15 protein-coding genes and 2 pseudogenes are annotated in these 21,594 nt (G+C 67.9%); 2 read left to right on the top strand and 15 right to left on the bottom strand.

Going from position 1 to position 21,594, the window contains the following annotated elements:
• Positions 1–400: 400 nt before the first annotated feature.
• The 8 genes and pseudogenes from AB0K21_RS09265 to AB0K21_RS09230 form a co-directional block, all read right to left on the bottom strand.
• Positions 401–1,282 carry a haloalkane dehalogenase gene (locus tag AB0K21_RS09265; RefSeq protein WP_343966832.1) on the bottom strand — a complete coding sequence of 294 codons (882 nt, stop codon included), beginning with the start codon at positions 1,280–1,282 and terminating at the stop codon, positions 401–403.
• A 294-nt stretch (positions 1,283–1,576) separates the two neighbouring features.
• Positions 1,577–1,702, bottom strand: a pseudogene (locus AB0K21_RS09260) (alkene reductase); the annotation flags it as partial.
• A gap of 362 nt (positions 1,703–2,064) precedes the next feature.
• Entirely contained in the window at positions 2,065–2,598 is a 534-nt protein-coding gene (locus tag AB0K21_RS09255) for a hypothetical protein (protein WP_343966834.1), read from the bottom strand.
• A gap of 335 nt (positions 2,599–2,933) precedes the next feature.
• Positions 2,934–3,104, bottom strand: a pseudogene (locus AB0K21_RS09250) (tyrosine-type recombinase/integrase); the annotation flags it as partial.
• A gap of 97 nt (positions 3,105–3,201) precedes the next feature.
• The gene (locus AB0K21_RS09245) at positions 3,202–4,128 is read right to left on the bottom strand and encodes an ADP-ribosylglycohydrolase family protein (RefSeq protein WP_364148962.1); all 927 of its coding nucleotides are present in this window, start codon (positions 4,126–4,128) and stop codon (positions 3,202–3,204) included.
• Between the two features lie 122 nt (positions 4,129–4,250).
• Positions 4,251–4,613 (bottom strand): hypothetical protein, encoded by a 363-nt coding sequence (locus AB0K21_RS09240; protein ID WP_343966840.1) that lies wholly within the window; start codon positions 4,611–4,613, stop codon positions 4,251–4,253.
• A gap of 372 nt (positions 4,614–4,985) precedes the next feature.
• Complete coding sequence (locus AB0K21_RS09235; RefSeq protein ID WP_364148960.1) at positions 4,986–6,302, bottom strand: MFS transporter; 1,317 nt, start codon at positions 6,300–6,302, stop codon at positions 4,986–4,988.
• Positions 6,303–6,376: 74 nt separating this feature from the next.
• Positions 6,377–7,042: a helix-turn-helix domain-containing protein gene (locus tag AB0K21_RS09230; protein WP_364148958.1), complete on the bottom strand. Its 666-nt coding sequence runs from the start codon at positions 7,040–7,042 to the stop codon at positions 6,377–6,379.
• Positions 7,043–7,471: 429 nt separating this feature from the next.
• Here AB0K21_RS09230 and AB0K21_RS09225 point away from each other — a divergent pair, with 429 nt between their 5' ends.
• Positions 7,472–7,666, top strand: coding sequence for a hypothetical protein (locus tag AB0K21_RS09225; protein ID WP_364148956.1), 195 nt, complete (start codon positions 7,472–7,474; stop codon positions 7,664–7,666).
• Between the two features lie 515 nt (positions 7,667–8,181).
• Here AB0K21_RS09225 and AB0K21_RS09220 read toward each other — a convergent pair.
• The 7 genes from AB0K21_RS09220 to AB0K21_RS09190 form a co-directional block, all read right to left on the bottom strand.
• Complete coding sequence (locus AB0K21_RS09220; RefSeq protein WP_364148954.1) at positions 8,182–9,981, bottom strand: RICIN domain-containing protein; 1,800 nt, start codon at positions 9,979–9,981, stop codon at positions 8,182–8,184.
• Positions 9,982–10,163: 182 nt separating this feature from the next.
• Positions 10,164–11,621 carry a family 43 glycosylhydrolase gene (locus tag AB0K21_RS09215; protein ID WP_343966851.1) on the bottom strand — a complete coding sequence of 486 codons (1,458 nt, stop codon included), beginning with the start codon at positions 11,619–11,621 and terminating at the stop codon, positions 10,164–10,166.
• A 664-nt stretch (positions 11,622–12,285) separates the two neighbouring features.
• Positions 12,286–12,951, bottom strand: coding sequence for a YoaK family protein (locus tag AB0K21_RS09210; protein ID WP_343966853.1), 666 nt, complete (start codon positions 12,949–12,951; stop codon positions 12,286–12,288).
• 340 nt (positions 12,952–13,291) lie between these two features.
• A complete protein-coding gene (locus AB0K21_RS09205; RefSeq protein ID WP_343966855.1) occupies positions 13,292–13,864 on the bottom strand; it encodes a histidine phosphatase family protein in 573 nt (190 codons plus the stop codon).
• 446 nt (positions 13,865–14,310) lie between these two features.
• Positions 14,311–15,915 carry a protein kinase gene (locus tag AB0K21_RS09200; protein ID WP_364148951.1) on the bottom strand — a complete coding sequence of 535 codons (1,605 nt, stop codon included), beginning with the start codon at positions 15,913–15,915 and terminating at the stop codon, positions 14,311–14,313.
• An 883-nt stretch (positions 15,916–16,798) separates the two neighbouring features.
• The gene (locus AB0K21_RS09195) at positions 16,799–19,012 is read right to left on the bottom strand and encodes a family 2 encapsulin nanocompartment cargo protein terpene cyclase (protein WP_343966858.1); all 2,214 of its coding nucleotides are present in this window, start codon (positions 19,010–19,012) and stop codon (positions 16,799–16,801) included.
• Positions 19,013–19,160: 148 nt separating this feature from the next.
• Positions 19,161–19,382, bottom strand: coding sequence for a hypothetical protein (locus AB0K21_RS09190; protein WP_343966860.1), 222 nt, complete (start codon positions 19,380–19,382; stop codon positions 19,161–19,163).
• 178 nt (positions 19,383–19,560) lie between these two features.
• Here AB0K21_RS09190 and AB0K21_RS09185 point away from each other — a divergent pair, with 178 nt between their 5' ends.
• Positions 19,561–21,432: an N-6 DNA methylase gene (locus AB0K21_RS09185; RefSeq protein WP_364148949.1), complete on the top strand. Its 1,872-nt coding sequence runs from the start codon at positions 19,561–19,563 to the stop codon at positions 21,430–21,432.
• Positions 21,433–21,594: the final 162 nt, after the last annotated feature.

Genomic DNA, 21,594 nt, shown 5'->3' with positions numbered 1-21,594 from the left:
CCTGCAGTACCGGCCCGACCTGCTGAACGGTTTCATCGCCGAAACCGGGCTCACGATCTCTGATCTGGCATAACCCCCGGCTTTCATGCTCGGTACCGCGAGCTGCTCGAAGATCCCTCGTCTACCTTCGTCTGGTTCTTCCCGCCGGCGGCAGGTCTGACCGGCGAGCTGGTGCAGTTCACGGTAGATGGCCGGGACAGGAACATCCGCCGCAGCGGACGGGCCAAGGGCCAGGTCTTCACCGTGACCACTGGAACCAGCAAGGAAACGGAGCCGCGGGAGGTCACGATCTCCTACACCTTCCGCACCCGCGCAAACCGCGGACGCCGTGATCATCGAGCAGTCCTGGCGGGAGCCCGAGCGCTTCTCCGCCGTCTTCGACCGCTACTACACGGACTTTTCAGGAGAGATCTCGCAGCCAGGAGGCGATGGCCGCCCCGATTTGATCGGGAGCGTCTTCTTGAACCATGTGGCCACCCGTGATCGTGATGTGTGCCTGATTCGGCCACGACCGGGCGATGGCCCGGTGTGTTTCAAACATTGTTCCTGGAACCGCCTCGATGAACAGCTTGGGAACCGAAGACTTAGCGAGCCATTCCGCATAACGCGTGACGACATCGTGAACATCGCGTGGTTCGCCCGCAACGGGAACCTCGCGTGGCCAAGTCAGCGTCGGTCGGCGTGACTCGCCCGGTTCCGTGTAGGGACGACGGTAGACGGCCATCTCCGCCTCCGACAGCCCTCGCAGCACCTCTGCAGGCAAGACGTCGTCAACGAAGAAGTTTTGGTCGAGGACCATCTCTTCACCTGCAGTGGAGCGGATCGCCTGGAAGAGCGCAACCGCAGGCTCCGGCCAGTCGCTCCACGAGGGAATCGGAGCCACGAACGCCTCCATGTAGGCGATACCCCGGAGTGCGGAAGGCTGACGGTACGCCCAATCGAAACCCAGGGCCGAACCCCAGTCCTGCAGCACCATGACCACCCGCTCACGTACGTCGAGGGCCTGAAGGAACGCATCGAGATAGCGGCGATGCTCGACGAAGCGGTATGAGCCCGGCCCGCTGGCCGGAAGTTTCGCGGACTCGCCCATCCCGATCAGATCCGGGGCGATGCAGCGCCCTTTGTCCGCCAGATACGGGATTACATTCCGCCACACGTACGACGAAGTCGGGTTGCCGTGAAGAAAGACGATCGGATCACCTTCTCCCTCCTCGACGTATGCCATTTCAAGCCCATCGACCTCAATACGACGCTTCCGATATCGTTCCTCAGTCGAGATCATGACTCTCCTCATTTCGCGGGTTCTTGCTTCGGTCGGAAATTCTGCAGCACGACCCGGGTCTTGCCACAAGCCCCCCGATGCGCCATAGTGTGCGACCGCTGTCAGCCTTGACCTCACGAGAACCCGGCGACCTTCGAGGCACTGTTCCAGGCCGCGGCCGGCGACGTGCACCGGTGTCCAACGCCCGCGGCACGGAGCCGGCTTGGGCCCGGCCGGAGTGAACACCTGCCCGACGGCGGGGACGGCCGAGGGACCCACCGGCCGCGTTCCCGTGGTGTCGGGGTGGGAGGCGCGGCCCGCGTGCATGATCTGAGCGAAGATACGCCCGCCGTTGGTGTGGACCGCATCGGTGACCGGCAGCCAGGCCGTGACCTGGGCGTCGGTGTGCAGTACCGGGGTGCCCGGGTTGGACTGCCCGATGAGGCTGGACTGGATTCCTTCCGTGTGGTCGATGACGAGGGCGTTCAGGGCGGCCGCCTTGTCGACTTCGATGGGCAGGGCATGACGGCAGGTGATGTCGAAGGAGCCGCGGCCGAGAAGATCGGCGATACACCGCCTCGGCGGACGTGACCGACCTCAGCCGCAGTACCGGTGAGGACAGAGCAGTGTCCGTGCCCGTTGCGTGCCCGTCAGAGAAGTGATCAAGGAGGACTCACGGAGAATCACGGTCACTCGCCCTGCTCCTCCGCACGTCAGCGTCTTCCCAGCTCAACAGCCAGGCACGATAGAGACTTCCCAAGCTGATGACGCCGCCCGATCTCTTCCGTGCCGGCCTTACCGCATCACCCGGCGCTCAGCCAGTATCGGAAATATGAGCTGGTGGACTTGAGTACGACGGGATCACTGTGCAACGCCGGCCAAATTTGAAGAAAGTAGTGATCGATCACCACATCGGAAAAATTCTTTTCACGGGCGGCGTCCATTCCACGCGCGTGATACCGGAAGCGATACGTCCCGGGGCCGGCGGATAACGAAGGGATGCCGTGAACGCCTGCACCCCCCGATTCATACAGCGAGATGTAACCTGACGGCGACTCGAAGCTGATCTCTACTATGTCTTCATAGCCCTCAAGGTCGGCACCCGGATCCTGATCGGCTACAGCTACGGTGAAACTCACCGTGCCCGTGTGAAGACCGGTGATCAGGAAGGCGATGCCCTTTTCCACTCGGATGATCCCAACGGGGTGAGCTGGAGAGTCGTCCAACATGCCGTCTGGATAGCAGTCGTCATCCTCATCGAGGAGGTAAGCATGTCTGTAGTGCACTTCGACGTCCATCTGTGCGGTTTCCACCGTAGGAGTTTCGTCTCTTTCCATGGCCGAGGAGCATAGGGGGCTCCACCGACAAGATCACTGCGCTGCCGCGCACCTGCCTCCTGATCACCACGCCAATCCGGGGTTGCACTTCGGGTTGCAATACAGGGGCGTTCAGAGCCGTTCAGGATGGACCGCACACGTCCGCCGGCCTGCATTGAACTGTCCGGAACAGCGCGAAGCCGATCTTTTAATCCGTAGGTTCTTGGTTCGAATCCCAGGCTCCCTGCCTGCGAAAACAGCAGTTATCGATCCTGCTTTAAAGGGCGATGACAGCAGCCTTTGACAGCCATGAGGGCCGAACCTCGCCAAGAGTCCGGCCATCAGCATGTCTTTGATCACCCAAAAAGCTTCTTGGCGACCACGTCGACGGCCGCCCGTTCGATGTCCGGGAGCGCGTGCGTGTACGTGTTCACGGTCAGTCCGATTTGACTGTGCCCCAGTGTCTTCATCACGGCTCCAAGCGAGGCGCCGAAGGCGAGGAGAAACGAGGCGCAGGCATGGCGTAGATCGTGAAGCCTTAGTCAGTGGAACCCCACCAACAAGCGTGATCTGATCCTTCCCAATGCCTTCCTACGTGATCAGGATCGATCATCACCCCCAGCGTTACGGTTGGGAACCGCCTGAGGCGCCCGGTTCACGGCTGAGTGGTGGGACATCCGCCCAGTCCGGTAGCGGCTCGCATCGCCTTCTCCACTCCGAAGGCGGACGGGCGCTCCCTGAAGCCGCGATGATGCCGCCGACGATGGCGCAGGTGGTGTCGATGTCACCACCTGCCGCCGCGGTGGTCCACATGGCCGCTTCGAAGTCCTGGCGTTCGCGGGCGGCGACCCAGAGGGTGAAGGGCACTGTGTCGTGCGCGCTGACCTGCCGCCCGTTGCCCAGCATCGTGGCGGCGAGGTCGGGATCATCGATGGTGAGGAGTCGCCGGGCCTCGGCGATGCCGTCGTGGACCATGCTCGCGGGCACGTGTTCCCTGATCCTGTCCAGGAAACCCCCTGCTGAGAGATGAGGCTCCGTGACGGTCGTCGCCGCGGCCACGGCCACGGCTATCGCGCCGGCCACTGCTTCAGGGTGGGTGTGGGTGACCTGCGCCGACAGGGCGGCCTGGTGGACGACGCGCGCGAGATCATCGGCGAACCAGGCGCCGAGCGGCGCCACCCGCATCGCGGCGCCGTTGCCCCACGACCCCTTGCCGTCGAACAGTTCGGCCGAGAGCGTCCGCCAGTCACCACCTTCGCGGACGAGACGGAGCATCCGGTTGGTTGCCGGGCCGTACCCGCGGTCGAAGTCGTGACGGGTGGCGAAGCCGACGGCGAGCCGATCCTGGTCGATGGTGCCGTGGTCGGCCAGGACTCGGTAGACGGAGCACGCCATCTCTGTGTCATCGGTCCACTGCCATGGAGCGGGCGGAAGCAAGCGGTCGGAGAAGGCTTGTCGATTGGCCGGAACGAAGAACTGGGAGCCGAAGGCGTCGCCCAAAGCCAGGCCGTGAAGAGACGCGGTAGCACGCACAAGAAGGCTGGAGGACATCTCCTTCATTGTGGGGTACGCCGCATCTTCACCGTCATGACGGGAGAAGCGGCCCTTGGGCACGGACGTGTTCTCCATACCGGCCGAGCGGGTGGTGAACGTCCTACGGGACCGCTTCGAAATCACAGTTGTACCGTCCCGGAGCTGTCGATCAACCTGACGCAGAAGAGCGTGAGCGCTATACCTGTTTCGACAAGGTCCTGGTCGCCGGCCCGGGTTACTACGGCATCACCTCCCATGCCGGAGGCCGGGCAGTAGAGCATGGAGATGGTGGCATGGGGAGCGGTGGTGGTGCCGAGTTCACCGAGGACCGTGTCAACCAGTGGCTGGGTGTGTATCAGGCCAACCTGCTCTACGCACAGGAGCGCGGTCGAGGCGAGGACCGACGGATTGACGGCGGGACCGCTGCGAACGCAGATCGAACAATGGATGGATCTCGGGACGCGTCTGCCTTGACCTGCAACGATCGAGGCGGTCGCCGCCATGGAAAGAAGTGCCGCCGTAGGCCGGCGACCATGGGGCGCAAGAAACGGTCACGGGCTGTAAACCCGTCGGCGATTTGTATCGCCCTTACGATCCCTGATGCCGGGTGGTCTCCGTACGCGGTTTAGGGCGGTCGACGATGCGCGCTTCATCCCTCGATACGGCTCACTACCAGACAGACGCGACCTGCCCGGTTTGTATACCTACGCCCAGCGCAAGGTAGACCGAACAGTTCATGCTCCACCATGGCCCGACGAACGGGTATGCGGAGAGTGGTATCCCGTCGCCTCCCGCTGGGAGGGTCGCGGTGATGGCCGCCGAAGGACTTCCCATCCAGGTCCGCTGCCGCGTTCAAGCGTCTCGGAGTCGGGCTTTCATGCCTGGAGAGACCGGCCGCCCTCGGCCCGGCACTCAACGCCGTGGTGCTGTTCACCAGTCGCCACATCCACACCGCCTTGTGAGGCGTCTTCCTTGGAGCGTGGCTTCAGGCTGCCCCGCCCACCCGTACGGTCCATCTCGCGCCACTCCGGCCGCAGTCCCGTCAGATTCGTGGTGAGAAAGTACACGGTCCCGCAGACGAGCAGTACCGGCGCGAGTCCGACAGCGGCCACCGCCGCCCCAGCGAGCAGGCCGCCGAGAGGGATCCCGGCCCAGCCCAGCGAGTCACCGAGCGCGTTGACCCGGCCAAGCATGCGGCGCGGCACCCGTTCGAAGAGGACTGCCCCCAGCACTGGGTTGATGAAGCCGGCCCCGAACCCACTGACGGCAAAGACGGTCAATACTGCCCACAGCGGGGCATCGAAGGCGAGGATCAGGAATCTCGGTGCCCCGGCCAACAGGAATCCGGCGAGAAGCACCACCCTGCGATTCAGCCTGTGCGCGGCCGCCGCAGCGATCAGGCTCCCGGCGACCGCCGCGGCTCCCATCACACTGCCCATCAGGCCGATCGCGGTCGGCCCGTTGCCGAACTCTCTGGCCCAGACGGGGATGAGCACCGCGTTGATCGCCGCGTCCAGCAGGTTGGTGATCCCCACCATGACGATGATGGTGAGCAGCAACGGCTCGCCGCGCAGGAAGGTGAAGCCCTCGCCGAATCGTCGCCAGTAGCCCGGTCCCGTTTCGTCTTCCTGCGACAAGGCTTCCTCGGTTGCGTGCCCCATACCGCGAGGCAACGCCAGTCCGATGATCACTGATCCGAGAGCGAAGCAGCCCGCGTTGACGACAAGCCCTGTCAAAGGGCCGAGCAGCGCCACCAGTGAGCCGCCGACTGCTGGACCGACGGTGGAAGCAAGCCGTTCGATCACGCCGGACAGACCGGTGGCCCGCTCCAGCGGTACTCCACCGCGCTCAGCCGCTTCCGGCACCATGACTTCCTTGGCCAGGTCGCCTGGGCCACGGGCCGCGCCAATCACCGCGACCAAGACCAGCAGGAGCGGAAAGGACAGCAGGTGCAGGGCGTGGAGCAGAGGAACCATGGCAGCGGCGGCCGCGCTGACCAGATCCGTGGTCCAGGAAACAGGCCGTGGGCCGATCCGGTCCACCAGTGGCCCGGTGAACGCCTTGACCACCACATATGGAGCCATCTGAAAGAAGGCGACCAGCCCGGTCTGGGTGGCGCTGCCGGTCGTCACGAGCACGAACCAGGGCAATGCCACGGCCGAGATCCGAGTACCGGTCAGCGACACGGCCATGGCCGCCAGCACCCCACCCAGCGGCCGTAAGGACCGCTGGCCGGATATCCGGCCAGCGCCCGAAACCCCCTCCCTCATAACCTCTCCGTTCCTGCCGCATTCTCGGGACCGGCCTGAACTGCCGCCGCTGCGGGCGCGTCCAGCTCAGGCAGGAGGTAGGTGATAAGGGCGACCCGTTCGGCTCCCTCCGGGGCCCTCGCCGCCATCTCCGGCGTATCCCGCCGGTAGCGGGCGATGACGTCCCGCAAATCCCGGTACAGAGCGGCGGTCTCCTCGGGCGTGAGCCGAAGGGCCCAGTCGCTCATGTCGAAAGAATCCCGCCACGCGCGAGGCATCGTCTGCAGCTCGTTCAGCGTCTGCTGAGTGCGCAGGGTGTAGATGGCGGCGACAGACCGCAGGTAGGCCAGTGCGGCCTCGGGCTCTCGCTCGGCCAGGTCCGGGTCATTGAACCAGGTCGTCCGGTATACCGAGCGCCACCAGCGCTCTCGCGCGTTACCGCGTTCCGTGTCCTCCTCGACAAAACCGGCCGCGCCGAGCTGACGCAGGTGGTAGCTGGCCGTGCCGGAATTCACGCCCAGCCGTTCCGCGAGGCGGGTAGCCGTGGACGGGCCGTACTTCCGCAGCAGCCCGACCAACTGCACGCGCACCGGGTGCGCCAAGGCGCGCAGCCCCTTGGCGTCCAGAACAACCGCGTCCGCTTCGGTCTGCGGACCATCCAGCTTCACTCTCGGGGCAGTCATACCGTCACCCTAAACTGCGAAGACTTCTTCGCAAAGATTCCTTCGCGAACAAGTCTTCGCGGTTTGCGGTCCCGGCCGAGCACCGGAACCGGCCGTACGCAAAAAAGTTGGACCTCCAGGTCTTCTGACCGGTGGGACGAGATGGGCGGCTAACGGTGCCGGCGGCCGGACCACCCGCACCCTCCGGTGTCGGACCGGTTCCTCCCCGGAAAGGTGGCGCGAACGGGGACGCGTGTTCGATACATAGCGGAAGCCCCTTCCCGTCGCGACTCAGGCCGGACAGCTGCGGGAGTGTCCCGAACTTCAACCGTTGTCCGGATGCCGCGCAAAGTTGAACCGGCTCTCTCCAGGTAGTCATATGAGTGCGCACAGCAATGGAGAGGCGGCCCGCAGCAGGTGGGCCGCCCTCGCCCAAAGGAGAAGACCGCGATGAACCGCACCACGATCGCCGCTGGGCTGATCACTCTCGGCGCCGTCCTGGCCGCGCCCGCGCTAGCCGCCGGTCCGGCTCACGCGACGGCCTCCCCCTCCGACCCGTGGGACGGACTCGGGATCGGAATCGGAGACGGGGTCGGGAACGGGATGCCCCTCGACTACGGCAACATCGGCATCGGCATCCTCTAGGGGTAACCGCAAGGACCCGGTCACACCTGGCTGCTCACCGTCGGAGGAAAAGCGCGGCGGAGGGGTCACGTCTACCGGTGGCGGGTGATGGGGGCACCCCCGGCCCGCCACTGGCCTTCGCCCATGGTGGCCGCACGCCGCCGAGCGGGATCCGGGCCCCTCCAACACCCCTGAACCGCGCTTTCAGCACGCACGACGACGCGCGACCCGCAACTCGGTCAGATAGCCACCTTCTCCACCCGTACCGCCGGGTCGATCCAGTGAGTCGACGTGGTGACGTTGCACTCGGACAGGCCCTACCGTGACGCGCTCGAACGCGAGGACATCGTTGCGCACAACGCCATACTGAGGTTCCCTCAGTAGTTCGGACACCGGCGGTGTGCCATCAGGCTCCCGGGTCCGCATGTCCGAAGGCGCAGAAGGCTGAGATCGTGCGCGGGCGAGGACCTGCTCGGGTCTGGAGACCTCGATCGGAGACAGCCGGTCCCGGTGGTGCCCGTCGCCCGCCGGACCGGTCAGGTCGCCCGGAGGTGGAACCGCTGGCAGATGTTGTTCAGCCACGACCACTGCACGATGTCGGTGCCGTCGGCGAGCCCGCAGTTGGCGAGGTCGAGTGCCTTGCCGCTGTGCCGTGCCAGGAACCTGACCGAGCCGTCGGCGAGCACCTCAAGGCGCCACTGGGCGTTGGTGCCGGAGCAGGACCCCTGCGCCACATCGGCGCCGTCGGCGGTGGAGGCCGCGTTCACGATCAGGCAGCTGCCGCTGCTGTGGGCGGGTTGGATCCGCTGGTAGCCGTTGTCGGTGTGGGTGAAGGTCCACTTCTGGCAGGCGGTACCCAGCCAGGGCCACTGCCGGACGTTCGCGCCGTTGCCGGTCGAGCAGTCGGTGACGTCGAGCACCTTGCCGCTCTGCGCGCTGGCGACGGCGGCCGTGCCGACCGGCTGCAGCCGCCACTGCTGGCAGGTGTTGCCCAGCCAGGCCCACTGCCGGACGTTCGCGCCGTCGGCGGTGCCGCAGTCGGCGACGTCGAGCACCTTGCCGCTGCTACGGCTCTGCAGCCGTAGCCAGCCGTCGGTCGTGGTGATCGGCTGCCACTGCTGGCAGGTGTTGTCCAACCAGGCCCACTGCCGGACGTTGACGCCGTCGGCGGTGCCGCAGTCGGCGAGATCGAGCACCTTGTTGCTCTGCTTGTTGACCAGGCGGTGGTAGCCGTCGGCGGTGGAGTCCAGCACCCACTGGGCGGCGGAGCCGGCGCAGGAGTGCTGGGCGACGTTGGCGCCGTCGGCGCCGGAGCCACCGGTGGTGGCCAGGCACAGGCCGCTGTTGCGGTTGACGAGTGTGTACGCGGCCCCCTTCACCGCCGCGGTGAGCGGGCCGCGCTCACCGGAGGGCACCGGCAGGTCGACGGTGGTGGCGGCGGGCGTGCCGAAGTCGGGGGTGCCGTCCGCGTTCCAGGCGAACTTCTGCGCCCTGGTGGAGCGGGTGTTCCCGCACCCCTGGGCGGTGGAGGCGTTGCCGTGGTAGACGATCCAGTCCTCGGAGCCGTCCGGGGACTTGAAGAAGCCGTTGTGTCCGGGGCCGTACGCGCCGTTGCCCTGCTGGAAGACCGGGTTGGCGGACTTGGTCCATGACGAGGCGCTGAGCGGGTCACTGCCGGTCAGCGTCAGCATGCCGAGCTTGTAGTCCGGGGTGTTGCAGGAGCTGGCCGAGTAAACGATGAAGGTCTTCCCGCCCCGCTGCAGCACCTCCGGGCCCTCGTTGACCCGACCGCCCACGGTCTCCCAGCCGTAGGTGGGCCGGGAGATGAGCACCTTGGAGCCGGTGATGGTCCAGGGGTTGGTCATCCGCGCGATCCACATGCTCTGGTCCGCTCCCTGCCACTCCGACCAGAGCAGGTACAGCTGGCCGTTCAGCTGGAGATAGGAACCGTCGATGTTCCAGGTGCTCGGCATCGGCGAGCCTTTGAGGCTGTAAGGCCCCAGCGGGTCGTCGCCGGCGCTCTCCAGCACGCTGAGGTGCTGGCGGTCGAGGGTGCCGCTCTGCCCGGAGGTGTACATCATGTACCAGCGGGTTCCACTGGGGCCGTTGAGCCGGTGGAACTCGAACGCCCAGAAGTTGCAGCAGGCGCCGGCGGAGGTGTCCGACCAGACGTACTGCGGAGCGGCGGTGCGCAGGCCCGCCAGGGTCGGTGACTTGCGCATCACCAGCTGGGAGTTCCAGGTGGTGCCGGCCAGGTAATAGTTGCCCTGGTGGTACTGCAGCCACGGATCGGCGCCGTCGGCCAGCAGCGGGTTGCGGAAAGTGGTCTCCCCCACCGCCTGGGCGGGCGCCGTGAGGGCGGCTATGCAGCTGAGACTGAGAAGAAGCGCACAGATTGCGCCAATGATGCCCTTTTTTCGCGACATGGGGGCTCCTGGAAACGCTTCGGAATGGGTGTGGCGGGAGCAGCGGGCCGCCCGCATCGAGCATGGGCGGCCCGGGAAACCAGGCCGGCGGGTCACTCCAGGGTGAAGGTGGCGCCGGTACGGAAGGCCGCCGAGCCGTCGTCGCGCTCCACCCACATCTGGAGGTCACGATGGCGCAAGTAGTAGCCGGGGAAGTTGACGGACTCCAGCGACACCGCCGAACCGTCGGCCAGGCCGGCCCGGCGGGTGAAGGTGGCGTCGGCACGGAACGTCGCCGAGCCGTCGTCGCGCTCCACCCATGCCTGGAAGCCGCGATGGCGCAGGTGGTAGCCGGGGAAGTTGACGGACTCCAGCGACACCGTTCCCCCGCCGCCCAGGCCCGGCACGATCCGGAACTGTGAGTCAGCCAGCGGTGAGACGTTCGCGTCGAGGCGGGCCCGGAACTCCCAGTGCCGGACGAAACGATCGGGCTGGTCGTAGGACCTCAGCCGCACCGGTGTGATCCCGTCGGGTACCGGGATGCCGAAGTTGGGGGTGCCGTCCGCGGTCCAGTACACCTTCTGGAGCCTGGTACGCCGGTTGGGATCGTTGAGCGGGTCGCCGGAGATGTCCCGGTAGTTGCGGTCGTGATAGACGAGGATGTCGCTCTGCCCGTCCTCGGAGACGGTGAAGGAGTTGTGGCCCGGCCCGTACTGGCCGGTCGTGGCGTTGGTGGCGAACACCGGGTTCTGGCTCTTGGTCCAGGAGGAGGCGTTGAGCAGGTCGGCCGAGGCCGAGGCGGTCAGCATGCCGAGGCAGTAGTTGGCGTCGGTGGCGCTGGCGGAGTAGGTGAGGAAGATCCGGCCGTTGCGCTGGATCACCGTCGGCCCTTCGGCGACCTTGTACCCGCGTGTCTCCCAGGCCAGCGTCGGCACGGTCAGCCGCGTCGTCGACCCGGTGATGGTCCACGGGTTGGCACCCATCCGGGCGATGTACAGGTTCGAGTTGGTGGCGATGCCGGGTTCCTGCTGCGCCCAGGTCAGGTACCGGACGCCGCCCGCGACGAACGTCGAGGCGTCCAGCGCGAAGGTGTCCCAGGGGGTGGCGATCCGGCCGCGTTCGGTCCAGGTGCCGGTCAGCGGGTTGGCGGCGCCGCTCTCCAGCACGTACATCCGGATCCGCCAGACGTCGTCGGCACGGCCGGCGGCGAAGTAGACGTACCACTTGCCGTTGATGAAGTGGATCTCCGGTGCCCAGATGTGGGCTCCCATCTCGCCGCTCGCGTGCCTGCGCCAGATGACCGTCTCGGGCGCGGTGGACAGGCCCTGCAGGGTGGTGGCCCGGCGCAGCACGATGCGGTCGTACTCGGGAACGGTGGCGGTGAAGTAGTAGTAGCCGTCGGTGTGCCGGAAGATGTGGGGATCGGCTCGTTGCGTGGCCAGGGGGTTGGTGTACTGGACGGCCGGTGTGGCGTGGGCCGCGGGGGCCGTCAGCAGGGCGGCGATCAGGCTCAGCACGACCATGGCGGTCAGCGCCGCCGGCCGCGACGGGCGGCGCAGGAGCCTGTTCATCGGCTTCCCGCCTGCCCGATCGTCACGACGTCGACCGCCGCGCGGGGGGTGATGCGCAGCATGCTGGTAATCTCCTAACGCATGTTAACGCTAACAAAAAAGCAGGTGGCGGGCCGCGAAAGTCATGAGGGGATTTCACGGAGGTTTCCGCCCAAAGCGTTAACGCAAACATTGCTGACGTCAAGAGCGGGCGTCGATTCCCCGCCGCACTTCGCAGGGTGGTGAGAATCCGGGCCGCCACCGGCCTCGGCTGCCAGGCCGTGATCAAGTGCGGCAGGCCGGATCTTCTGCCACGCTCTCCACGCTTTCGTCGGCGACGGTCGCCCACAAACATATGCGCTGCCGCACCGCCGCGACCGGCCGAGCCGCTCCGTACACCTGGGTGACCCGGCGCCGCCGTGGCCGACACCGCCCCTGCCGTTCCGACCGGATGTGGCGGTCGCCGGGAAACCCGGCAGACCCCAGCCGGGCACTCTGCGGAAAGACCCGCCGACCGCCCCGCACCTCCCGAGGCGATTCACTGGAACTCCTGAGACGACGGCCTCTACGGCGGTGGCGGCCTATGGTTGGCGCTGCCCACGTTCAAGAAAAGGCCGGCGTGTCATCGCGGCGGACGGATCGGTGGTCCAGGGCTACTTGATCGGCCGGTGAGACCGGTAGCGAGTCAGCGGGCACGTGTCGGCGAGGTGCGCCAAGCGTAGAGGGCGGTTATCACGGCCATCAGGAGGGTCAACGCCGCCAGCGTGGCGTTGAACCCCAAGTGTCGCAGTAGCAGGACACCCACACAGGCTCCGAGGACCAGCGAGACGATCTCCCCCGCGCGCCGGCGGGCCCGCGTGCGCTTTCCGGTGCCGAGCACCGAATCAGCCGCCAGGTTGGCCAACGTACCGGTCACCACGGTCGTGCTGATCTCGGGGATCTTGAGGCGGCGCACGACGGTGTTCCGTCCGCCCATGGCGAGTCCCAGGGCGACGATCAGCGGGTAGCGGCCGGCCTGGGTGGTGGGCAGGAGGAACGAGCCCACCGTGGTGACGGCGAACAGGCTGGTCTCCATGGTCATGGCGAGGACCATCCTGCGGCGGACGTTCGACACCCTGTCGGTGAGCCGACCGGCCAGCCCGGCCCCGAGGAAGAAACCCAGCACGGCGATGGCCGTCGCGACGAGCGGGAACTTGGACGGGTCGCCCGCGGCGAAGCCGAGGATGAGCAGGTTCCCCGTCATGTTCGCCATGAACACCTGACCGATGCCCACGTAGCTGATCGCGTCCACGAGTCCGCTGATGGCGGTCAGGCCGGCCAGCGACACGTCGGACGGCCGACCGTCCCTCACCTCCGGCATCGTGACCGAGGGAATCCGTGGGCGCCGGTGCCCCCTGTCACGGCGCTTCCCCGCGGCCGGGCGTGAACTCCCCTGGACGGCATAGTCGAACCTCTCGTTGCCCGGTACCCGCGTCGGCTGCCTCTGAGCGGACACTCTCCACCCGAGGCGGAAGGAGAAGGCCATACCGAAACCCGGGCTCGTCGAATTTTGGCCAGCATTTTCGGATGACCGCGAACAGCACTATCCGGCTGTCAGGCCACCGGTCGATCCCGGTACCGCGACCGCAATGCTGGACGTCGGGCCGTACGGCGGGGTCTCTCAGCACCGTGCCTGAGGTCGTGGCTCGCTGTCAGACCGGCGGCCGGTCAGGCTCTGTCGCGCGCAGCTGCCAGCGGCCGTGGTGGGCGGTGAGCCGAACCCGGGCCAGCGGCGGGACGTCGACGCGCCAGAACGAGGTAGGAGGCGCGGCGAGCACGTTCACCAGCGCGGCCCGGATGACCGCGGCGTGCGTCACCGCGACCGCGCGGCCGTGGAAGGAGTCCCGCCACAGGCCCGCCAGCCAGTCGCCGGTCCGCTCGATCAGATCCACGACCGACTCCCCGCCGTGCGGCCTGGCGGCAGGATCGGTGAGCCAGTCCTGGATCGCCTCGGGTTCGGCGACCTGGACCTCGGCGAGCCTACGACCACGCCAGCGCCCGTAGTCGCAGTCACGCAGCGCGGGCTCGATCGACGGGTCCAGTCCGAGCGCCGCCGCGGTCTCCCTGGCCGCGGCGGCGGGGCTGCACCAGGCCGTCGCCGCGGACTCCCACCCGTTCCCGGCCGCCTGCCCACCTCGTTCGGTGAGCGGTTCGTCGGCCGGGAAGGACGCCCGGGAGAGTGCGACGGTGGGACCATGACAGACCAAGATCAAACGGATCGTCACACGGCGGCTCCGAATGGTGAGCATTTGATTTCCTTACGGCCCACGGACGGAGCCGGACTCGCATCGTACGTTGTCATCAACCTGACTACGACGGCGAGTGGAATCGGTCGGATCTGAGCCGGCATGCCACTGTGAACGTACCGTTGCGGCCTTCTGGACCACGTCTGCGCATCGTCGTAGCCTCCCCACGATCGGGACGTGGCATTCCCGAAGGAGACGGTTCCATGGCACAGGCCGCCGTTACCGCCCCCAGCCCCTCCGCGAAGTCCCCTCTTGGGCGATCTTCGGTACGGTGCTGCCGCTCCTCCTCCCCTCCTTCGTCGGAACCAAGGCGGTGATCGCCTCGGTGCAGGTGGGGCGTCGCCTGGCGGCGTGGCCGCCCGGACGTCCCACGACCGGCGCACGACGTGACCGAGCGGGACGTCCGACGACCGCTCGCGGCCCCGTCAGCGGGGGACATAACAGTAGTTCGAACTGTTCTTGAAACGGTGGACGGCTTTCGGCTTGTCGAACCGCCACCGGCAGCCGGCGTCACGTCGGGCCTGGGTCAGATACATGGTCTGGTCTCCCTTCCGCCTGACGCAGTAGGCGCCCGGCCTGGGGATCTTCCGGTATTCCACCCACTCCCAGCCGATCGCCCTGCAGTAGCCGGTGAAACGCCCGGGGCCGAGTTCGACGAGTCCTGCCGATGCCGGTTCGGGCGACGACCGTCCGGGCCGCAAGTCTCCGGGCGAGGGTTCGGGGCCGGTGGAGGCGGAGGGGTCGCGAGAGAACGGGGGCACCGCCGACTCCGTCGCGGGGCGACTGCTCCCGACGGGAGCGGACACCGATGGTGCCGGCGCCTCAGGAGAGGCCACCCCCGTACCGGCGGAGGCAGAAACACGGCCGGTGACGTCCTCCGGCGTTCCCATCGCGCCGGCCGACACCCGCGAGGTCCCCGGCACGGTCGAGTCTCCGACGGGTAGCAGAGCAACGGAGGCCCCGGCGACGACCGTGAGGAGCGCGAGGACCGCGAGAACCGTCGTACGCCTCCTCCCGCGCGCGTCCGGGTCCGTGTCGGCGCCCATGACGCCGGAGGCGTCCGCTCCGCCCCTGGTCGGGAAACCCGACTCCGCGTCCCGGACCGACGAGTCATCTCCACCGTTCCCGCCCGGCGAGCCCGACCTCCCTGCCCGGACCGGTGATCGCGGAGCGCCGTCTCCCCCGGGAGTGCCCAGGCGGGGGACAGCGCGGGTCTCCTGTGAGCCGTCAGAAGCGGGCCCCCTCCCACGCACCAGCCGATCGAGGATCTGCTGCGCCGTGGGCCTCCGGCCGGGGTCCTTGGCAAGGCATTCGGCGAGCAGGTCTCGCAGCGGCGTCTCGATCCCGTCGAGGTCGGGATCGAGGCTCAGAATCCTGTTGATGACCACGGGGATGGCGTCGTCACCGAACGGCGGCCGGCCGGTGGCCGCGAAGGCGACGGTGGAGGCCCAGGCGAACACGTCCAGGGCGAGACCGGGCCGACCGGCGCTCAGTTGCTCGGGGGCCATGTAGGCGGGTGTTCCCACGATCCTGCTGGTCACCGGGCCGGTCCCGGCGAGGTCGCGGGCGATGCCGAAGTCGATGACCCGGGGGCCGTCCGGGCCGATCAGCACGTTCTGCGGCTTGAAATCCCGGTGGACGATTCCGGCGTCATGCAGGGCGACCAGGGCGGTGGCCGTGCCGATGGCCAGGCGTTCCAGAGCGCTGCCCGAACGCGGCCCCTCCTCGGTCACCAACTCCTGGAGCGCGCGGCCCGGGACGTACTCGCTCACGATGTACGGGCGGTTCCCCGAGATGCCGAAATCCAGGACCTGTGCCGTGCAGAAACGAGCGACCCGTTTGGCGACTTCCAGTTCGCGCTCGAAGTCGTCACGGACGGCGCTGTCTCGACCGAGCCGGACATGGAACAGCTTTATGGCCACGAGAGCGCCGGAATCCGTCTCGCCCAGATAGACGACGCCCTGCCCACCTTCCCCGATCTTCCGAACAATGCGATAAACGCTGATTCGCGAAGGCTCCCCTGATTCCATAGATTGATCATCCTTCATGCGCCCTTCGCCGGATATGAACTGTTCGACATAAATATCGGCCACGACAGCACAGGTCGGCGCCCCCAGAGACCACACTCCGGAGATGGCGGCTAAACTCCCCGGCCGCGATCATCCGTATGACGGTGAGGGATTCCCCGAACAAAGAAGAAGTGTTCAACCTGACATCCCGTGGAGGACGGAATGGTCACACCGTGCCCTTCCGCCCGGCAGAGATTCGCGAAACCGCCGGCCCAGGCTCGGATATCGCAGTCCGCATTCGCCCAGCGCATGGACCGTCACCTTGAACGCGACGGCCATGTACCCGACCGGCGTCGCCGGCCCCCGCATGATGTCAACCATGTCAGCGAGCGGGCTTGACTCCTCCCCCGCTTGAAAGCAGGGGACTCCTGGCTCACGCCGTCTGACGGACCGGCGGACCCGTCAGGTCTTCCACGATCAACACCAGCCGGGTTGAGACCAGCCCGGACGAGCATCACGCGGGCGGAGTTCTCATCCCTACCGGCACCCCTTCGACAGGGTCTGTCCGCGCTTCGGTTTCCGCCTGACCATCATCTTCTGGTGGCGGGCCGGCCACCGGGCTGTTTCCCGCCGTGCTCGGCGGGGGGGCAGGTCGTGGTCGTCGCCGCTGATTGATGACAGACGCAGCCGGTAGGTGTACCGGGCCGTGCCTGGCCTCCGACTCGCCTGATGCCGTCATACGGAACCGAGCGAGAGGGAACAGAGCCGGGTCCCGCTCCTGACCGGGGCCCGGCCGTACGATGAACCTCACTCCGGACCGGAACGCGGTCGCACGGTGAACTTCCCCTTCGGCGGCCCGCGGCCGGGCTTCCCGACCGGAGACCGGTCACGGTGGGTGTGTCGTTCAGCTCCCGCCGACGTAGGCGGCGAGGGTCCCCAGCCCGGTGGGACCGCCGACCGGGCGGGTCGTGGCGGGTGGGTGGCGCAGCTCGGACTCGTCGTAACGGCGGGTCTTCATGTGCCAGAGCAGGACGCCCGCCATCCAGTCCTGCAGCTCCGCCACGTATCCGTTGAGTGTCTCCCGAGCCTCCTCGTCGAGGTCGAAGTCGTCGAACAGAGCCGGGAGCTCGGTGGCGACGGTGTGCTCGAACTGCCGCATTCGAGATGTCATCAGGTCGTTGACGATGGCGACCGCCTGTCGCAGGTCGCAGTTGAGGAAGTCCTGGACGACCAGCACGCAGTTGTGCAGCTCGCCTTCGAACTGGATCTCCTTCTGGTAGGAGCAGAGGTCGTTGACCAGGCAGGCGTAGTCGGCGGCCGAGTCGTCCAGCCCGCGCATCGTCCGGGTGTTGTAGACCTCGGGCGGCACCGACTGGCCGTGGGCCAGCCGGGACAGGCTCATGGTGAGGTCGGAGCCGAAGGTCTTGCGGCGCATCTCGATGTAGTCGACCGGGTCGGGAACCCGGTTCTGGATGTGGTTGGCCAGCTCCCACAGCCAGCTCTCCGTCATGTCCTCGACGGCCCGGCGGAACCTGGCGCGCGCGCTCTCCGTCATGGGGGGCGCCGTACGGAACCACAGGTCGGCCAGGCCACGCTCGATCGGGTTGGCCGGCGGCGGGGTGGCGGAGAGGTCGAGCGGCATGAACGCCGACAGCCGCTCGTTGAACACCTTCGCGCCGAGCATGTCACGCCGGGGCCCGAACACCACCGGAAAGTAGTCGTCGGCGTAGGTCCCCCAGGTGAGCCAGAACGTCGAGATGTCCAGCTCGGGGCCGGGCGCGTCCGGGTTGATCGCCCCGGCACAGACGGCGAAGTCGTAGCCGTCGAGCTTGTGCTCGGTCCAGACGGCCAGCCCGGGGAAGCCGGGTAGCTGCTCGAACATTCCCATCTCGCGCGCCCACTCCACCGCGTGGCGGCGGGCACTGTCCAGGTTGGGGTTCATCCTGGCCTGGTACGGCATGTAGATCTCGGGCAGCGGCACCGGCCCCACCTTCCGCAGGGGGACGTGGGTGTGGCTCCTGATCCCACCCGGGCCGGTGATGCCGGGCGCCAGCCTGATGCGCGCCGCCGAGGTGCCCAGGCCGGTGGGACCGCCGAGGAGGGCCGGGGCGACCGTTGAGGTCTGCGAGGTCCCGTTCATGTAGCGGCTGGAGCGCATGTGCCACTCATGGCCACCCGACTGCCAGTCCTGGAGTCCCTTGACGTACGCGAGGACGTCGATGCGGGACTTGAGGTCCAGGCCGTGCTCCTCGAAGAGGGCCGGCAACTCGGTGAGGGCGGTGTTCTCGAACTGGTGCAGCCTGGAGGTGATCAGGTCGTTGACCGCGTCGGCCGCCTGCTGGGTGTCGTAGCCCAGGAAGCGCTCGAAGACCAGCACCCCGTTGCTGAGCTCGCCCTCGTCGCCGACCTCCCGCTCGTAGGAGAAGAGGTCGTTGCGCAGGTGCACCCCGTCGGAGAAGGTGTCCCTCAGCACGCGCATCGGCCGGCTGGCGGCGATGGCGGCCGGGACCTCCGCGCCCGCGGCGTGCTCCACCAGATTGGCCGACCAGGGGGCGCCGCCGACCTTACGCCGCATCTCGATGTACTCGATCGGGTTGGCGACGCGTCCGGCGTTGATGTTGGCGAGCTCCCAGAGGGACTCGTCGAGGAGGTTCTTCGTGCTCTCGACGAACCGGGCCCGCCAGTCGGCGGACATGGCCGGGATGGTCCGGGCCCACAGGTCGGCCAGGCCGCGCTCCACCGGATTCTCCGGCTCGGGAGCGGGCCCGGTGGGGTGCACCGGCATGAAGGCCGCCAGCCGGTCGAGGTATTCCTTGGCCCCGGCCAGGTCACCGCTGCGCTTGAAGGCCTCCAGGAAGTGGTCGTCGAAGAAGAACACCCACACGTACCAGTCGGTGATGAGATCGAGTTCGGGGGCGGGCGCGTCGGGATGGGTGTAGGCGCAGAGCAGGCCGTAGTCCATCGCCTCCAGCCTGTCCTCGTCCCAGATGCCGAGGTCGGGATCGAGGATGCCCATGTCGTGCGCCCAAACCCTGGTGTGCTCGCGCGCGGTCTCCACGTGGGGGTTCAGCCTGGCCGGATACGGCAGGTAGAAGTCGGGGAGCTCGAAGGGTTGCATGTTCTGTCCTTCCGTATCCGACGTCGACGCGTCCGGGGGCGCCCTGGGCATCGGGCGTCAGGAGCACGGCGAATCGATGAGGTGGCCCCTCTTTCCAGAGGCCACGACAGGCAGAACGTTACGCAATGACCACGGAGAGTGAAAGGGATTACCGCGAATACGCCATGGCACGGTCAGGACATCCGGCGTCCACCGACCAGTGCTCCGGGCGACCCGGGCGCGACGCGCCGGCCGCGAGGTCGCGGAGCTGGTCGGCGAACGCGAGTGCCTGTTCCGGTGTCATCCGGGGCTCGGTGCCGACGTAGAAGACCACGATGTCCCCGCTCGGGGACGTCGTGGCGGTGAACGGGAGAGACGGGTGGATAACCATGATGGGGTCATCCTTGCCTGCCCCACCGACAATTCGCAGGTCCTTTTTTACGCCCGGCGCCCTCGTCACGTGAACCAAATACACGTACTCGATACCGCCGATCGACGCCCGTCAACGCTGTGAGATAAGTTGTCGTCCACATGTCAAATGGGCTGACGTGGGAAAACGGAGGCTGGCGATGGCAGGGGACGAGGCGAGCGTCACCGCCGCCGACATCGCACGGATGGCGGGCGTCGGCCGCGCGGCCGTGAGCAACTGGCGGCGACGGCACGAGGACTTCCCCGAGCCCGTGGGCGGGACGGCGACCAGCCCGACCTTCTCGCTCGGCGCCGTCGAGGCGTGGCTGCTCCAGCAGGGCAAGGTGGCCGAGCTCCCGCTACGCGAGCGCGTCTGGCAACAGGTCCGCGCCGCCGGCGACGACCTCAGGCTCGGCGAGGTCGTCGCCGAGGCCGCCGAGCTCCTGCTCGGCCAGGGCAGGCCCCACACCGTCCCGGCCCCCGCGTGGGAGCTGATCAGGCGGTACGCCGAGGAGGAGGGCGGCCCCCAGGCCGTCCGCTTCCTGCTGGACCGCTACGCCGACGTCCACTCGCGCCGCCTGGCCGAGACACCCGCCGAGATCGCGGACTTCATGGCCCACCTGGCGGGGCCCGGCGCGCGGTCCGTCCTCGACCCCGCCTGCGGCCTCGGCGTCCTCCTCGCCGCGGCGGCCCCGGGGCGGCGCGCGTACGGGCAGGAGTACGACGACTCCCTGGCCCGGCTGGCGCGGTCACGCCTGACACTGGCCGGAGCGGGTGGGGCGCCGGAGACCGGTGGCGAGGTCAGGGCGGGCGACTCGCTGCGCCATGACGCCTGGCCCGACCTGACCGTCGACGCCGTCGTGTGCCATCCCCCGTTCAACGAGCGCCACTGGGGATACGACGAGCTGACGAGCGACCCGCGCTGGGAGTACGGGCTACCGCCCAAGATGGAGTCGGAGCTGGCCTGGGTCCAGCACGCGCTCGCCCACCTGGCGCCGGGCGGCGTCGCGGTGCTGCTGATGCCCGCGATCGCCGCCAACCGCCGCTCGGGCCGCCGCATCCGCAGCAACCTGCTGCGGCGCGGGACCCTGCGGGCCGTCATCGGCCTCCCCCCGAAGGTCGCGTCGGGCGGCACCGCGCTGCCCGTGCACATCTGGGTGCTGCGCAAGCCCACCGCCGACGACCCCACCCCGTCCCGCGTTCTGATGGCCGAGGCCGACCTGGGAAACCTCGACGCGGTGGCCGAGCGGTGGCGCGAGTTCCGCGCGGATCCCGACCTCGACGTCGACAGGCCGGGCGAGAGCCGCACTGTCCCGATCATCGAGCTGGTCGACGAGGACGTCGACGTCACCCCCTCCCGTTATCTCGGCACCGAGGAGCAGGTCTCCGCGGAGGGTTACCTCCTGCTCCGCGAGCGGCTGGCCGAGCGGCTCGGGCGGCTGGCCACCCTCGTCCCCGAGGCCGTCCCCGGCACCGGCCAGGAGTTGCCGTCCGTCACGCTGGCGGAACTGGAGCGGATCGGGGCGCTGGCCGTCTGGCAGGCGGGGCGCTTCGAGATCGACGGCTCCGGCGATCCGGTACTGACCGACCGGCACGTCCTGGACGGGGGCGCGGTGGAGACCCGCACCCGCCCCGAGGGCCGGATCAGGATCGAGCCCGGAGACGTGGTCACCGCCATCGGGACCGGCGGCCTGGCCACCCGGGTGATCGAGGAGCCCGGCCTGCTGCTCGGTCCCCGGCTCGTCCTGCTGCGCCCCGACCCCGACCGGCTGGACCCGTTCTTCCTCGCGGGCTTCGTCCGGGCTCTCTCCCCGGGTGCGACGACCGGCACCCAGTCCGGCTCCACCCGCTTCGACCCGCGCCGCGCCCAGGTGCCGCGCCTCTCGGTCGAGGAGCAGCGGAGGTACGGCGACACCTTCCGCGGGATCTTCACCTTCGAGACCGAACTCCGGGAGCTGACCGCCTCGGGCCAGGCCGCCGCCACCGCCCTGACCCACGCCCTCGCCGCCGGAACCCTCGCTCCCCCGACCTGAGGTGTCCTCCCGTACGGGCGGCACGACCCGGCCCTGCCGACAGCTGCGGGGTCGACACCGCCGAGGCTGACGCGTTGCCGACGCCAATGTGTCCGCTTTTTGATGATTTGTCGGCAAAGCGATAACTCCCGTTCAATCAGCCCGGCCACTCTGTCACCGATA

Origin of the sequence: Streptosporangium sp. NPDC049248 (assembly GCF_040678965.1) — a bacterium.
In the GTDB taxonomy this organism is placed as follows: Bacteria; Actinomycetota; Actinomycetes; order Streptosporangiales; family Streptosporangiaceae; genus Streptosporangium; species Streptosporangium fukuiense.
The sequence above is the reverse complement of the archived record's forward strand: the minus strand, read 5'-3'. Positions and strand labels throughout refer to the sequence as shown.

What these genes read in the sequence shown, in the direction of transcription:
- AB0K21_RS09265 (WP_343966832.1), bottom strand. Translation starts at nt 1,282, where the DNA reads ATGATCTCGACTGAGGAACGATATCGGAAGCGTCGTATTGAGGTCGAT.
- AB0K21_RS09255 (WP_343966834.1), bottom strand. Translation starts at nt 2,598, where the DNA reads ATGGAAAGAGACGAAACTCCTACGGTGGAAACCGCACAGATGGACGTC.
- AB0K21_RS09245 (WP_364148962.1), bottom strand. Translation starts at nt 4,128, where the DNA reads ATGTCCTCCAGCCTTCTTGTGCGTGCTACCGCGTCTCTTCACGGCCTG.
- AB0K21_RS09240 (WP_343966840.1), bottom strand. Translation starts at nt 4,613, where the DNA reads ATGGCGGCGACCGCCTCGATCGTTGCAGGTCAAGGCAGACGCGTCCCG.
- AB0K21_RS09235 (WP_364148960.1), bottom strand. Translation starts at nt 6,302, where the DNA reads ATGGCCGTGTCGCTGACCGGTACTCGGATCTCGGCCGTGGCATTGCCC.
- AB0K21_RS09230 (WP_364148958.1), bottom strand. Translation starts at nt 7,042, where the DNA reads ATGACTGCCCCGAGAGTGAAGCTGGATGGTCCGCAGACCGAAGCGGAC.
- AB0K21_RS09225 (WP_364148956.1), top strand. Translation starts at nt 7,472, where the DNA reads ATGAACCGCACCACGATCGCCGCTGGGCTGATCACTCTCGGCGCCGTC.
- AB0K21_RS09215 (WP_343966851.1), bottom strand. Translation starts at nt 11,621, where the DNA reads ATGAACAGGCTCCTGCGCCGCCCGTCGCGGCCGGCGGCGCTGACCGCC.
- AB0K21_RS09200 (WP_364148951.1), bottom strand. Translation starts at nt 15,915, where the DNA reads ATGGAATCAGGGGAGCCTTCGCGAATCAGCGTTTATCGCATTGTTCGG.
- AB0K21_RS09195 (WP_343966858.1), bottom strand. Translation starts at nt 19,012, where the DNA reads ATGCAACCCTTCGAGCTCCCCGACTTCTACCTGCCGTATCCGGCCAGG.
- AB0K21_RS09190 (WP_343966860.1), bottom strand. Translation starts at nt 19,382, where the DNA reads ATGGTTATCCACCCGTCTCTCCCGTTCACCGCCACGACGTCCCCGAGC.
- AB0K21_RS09185 (WP_364148949.1), top strand. Translation starts at nt 19,561, where the DNA reads ATGGCAGGGGACGAGGCGAGCGTCACCGCCGCCGACATCGCACGGATG.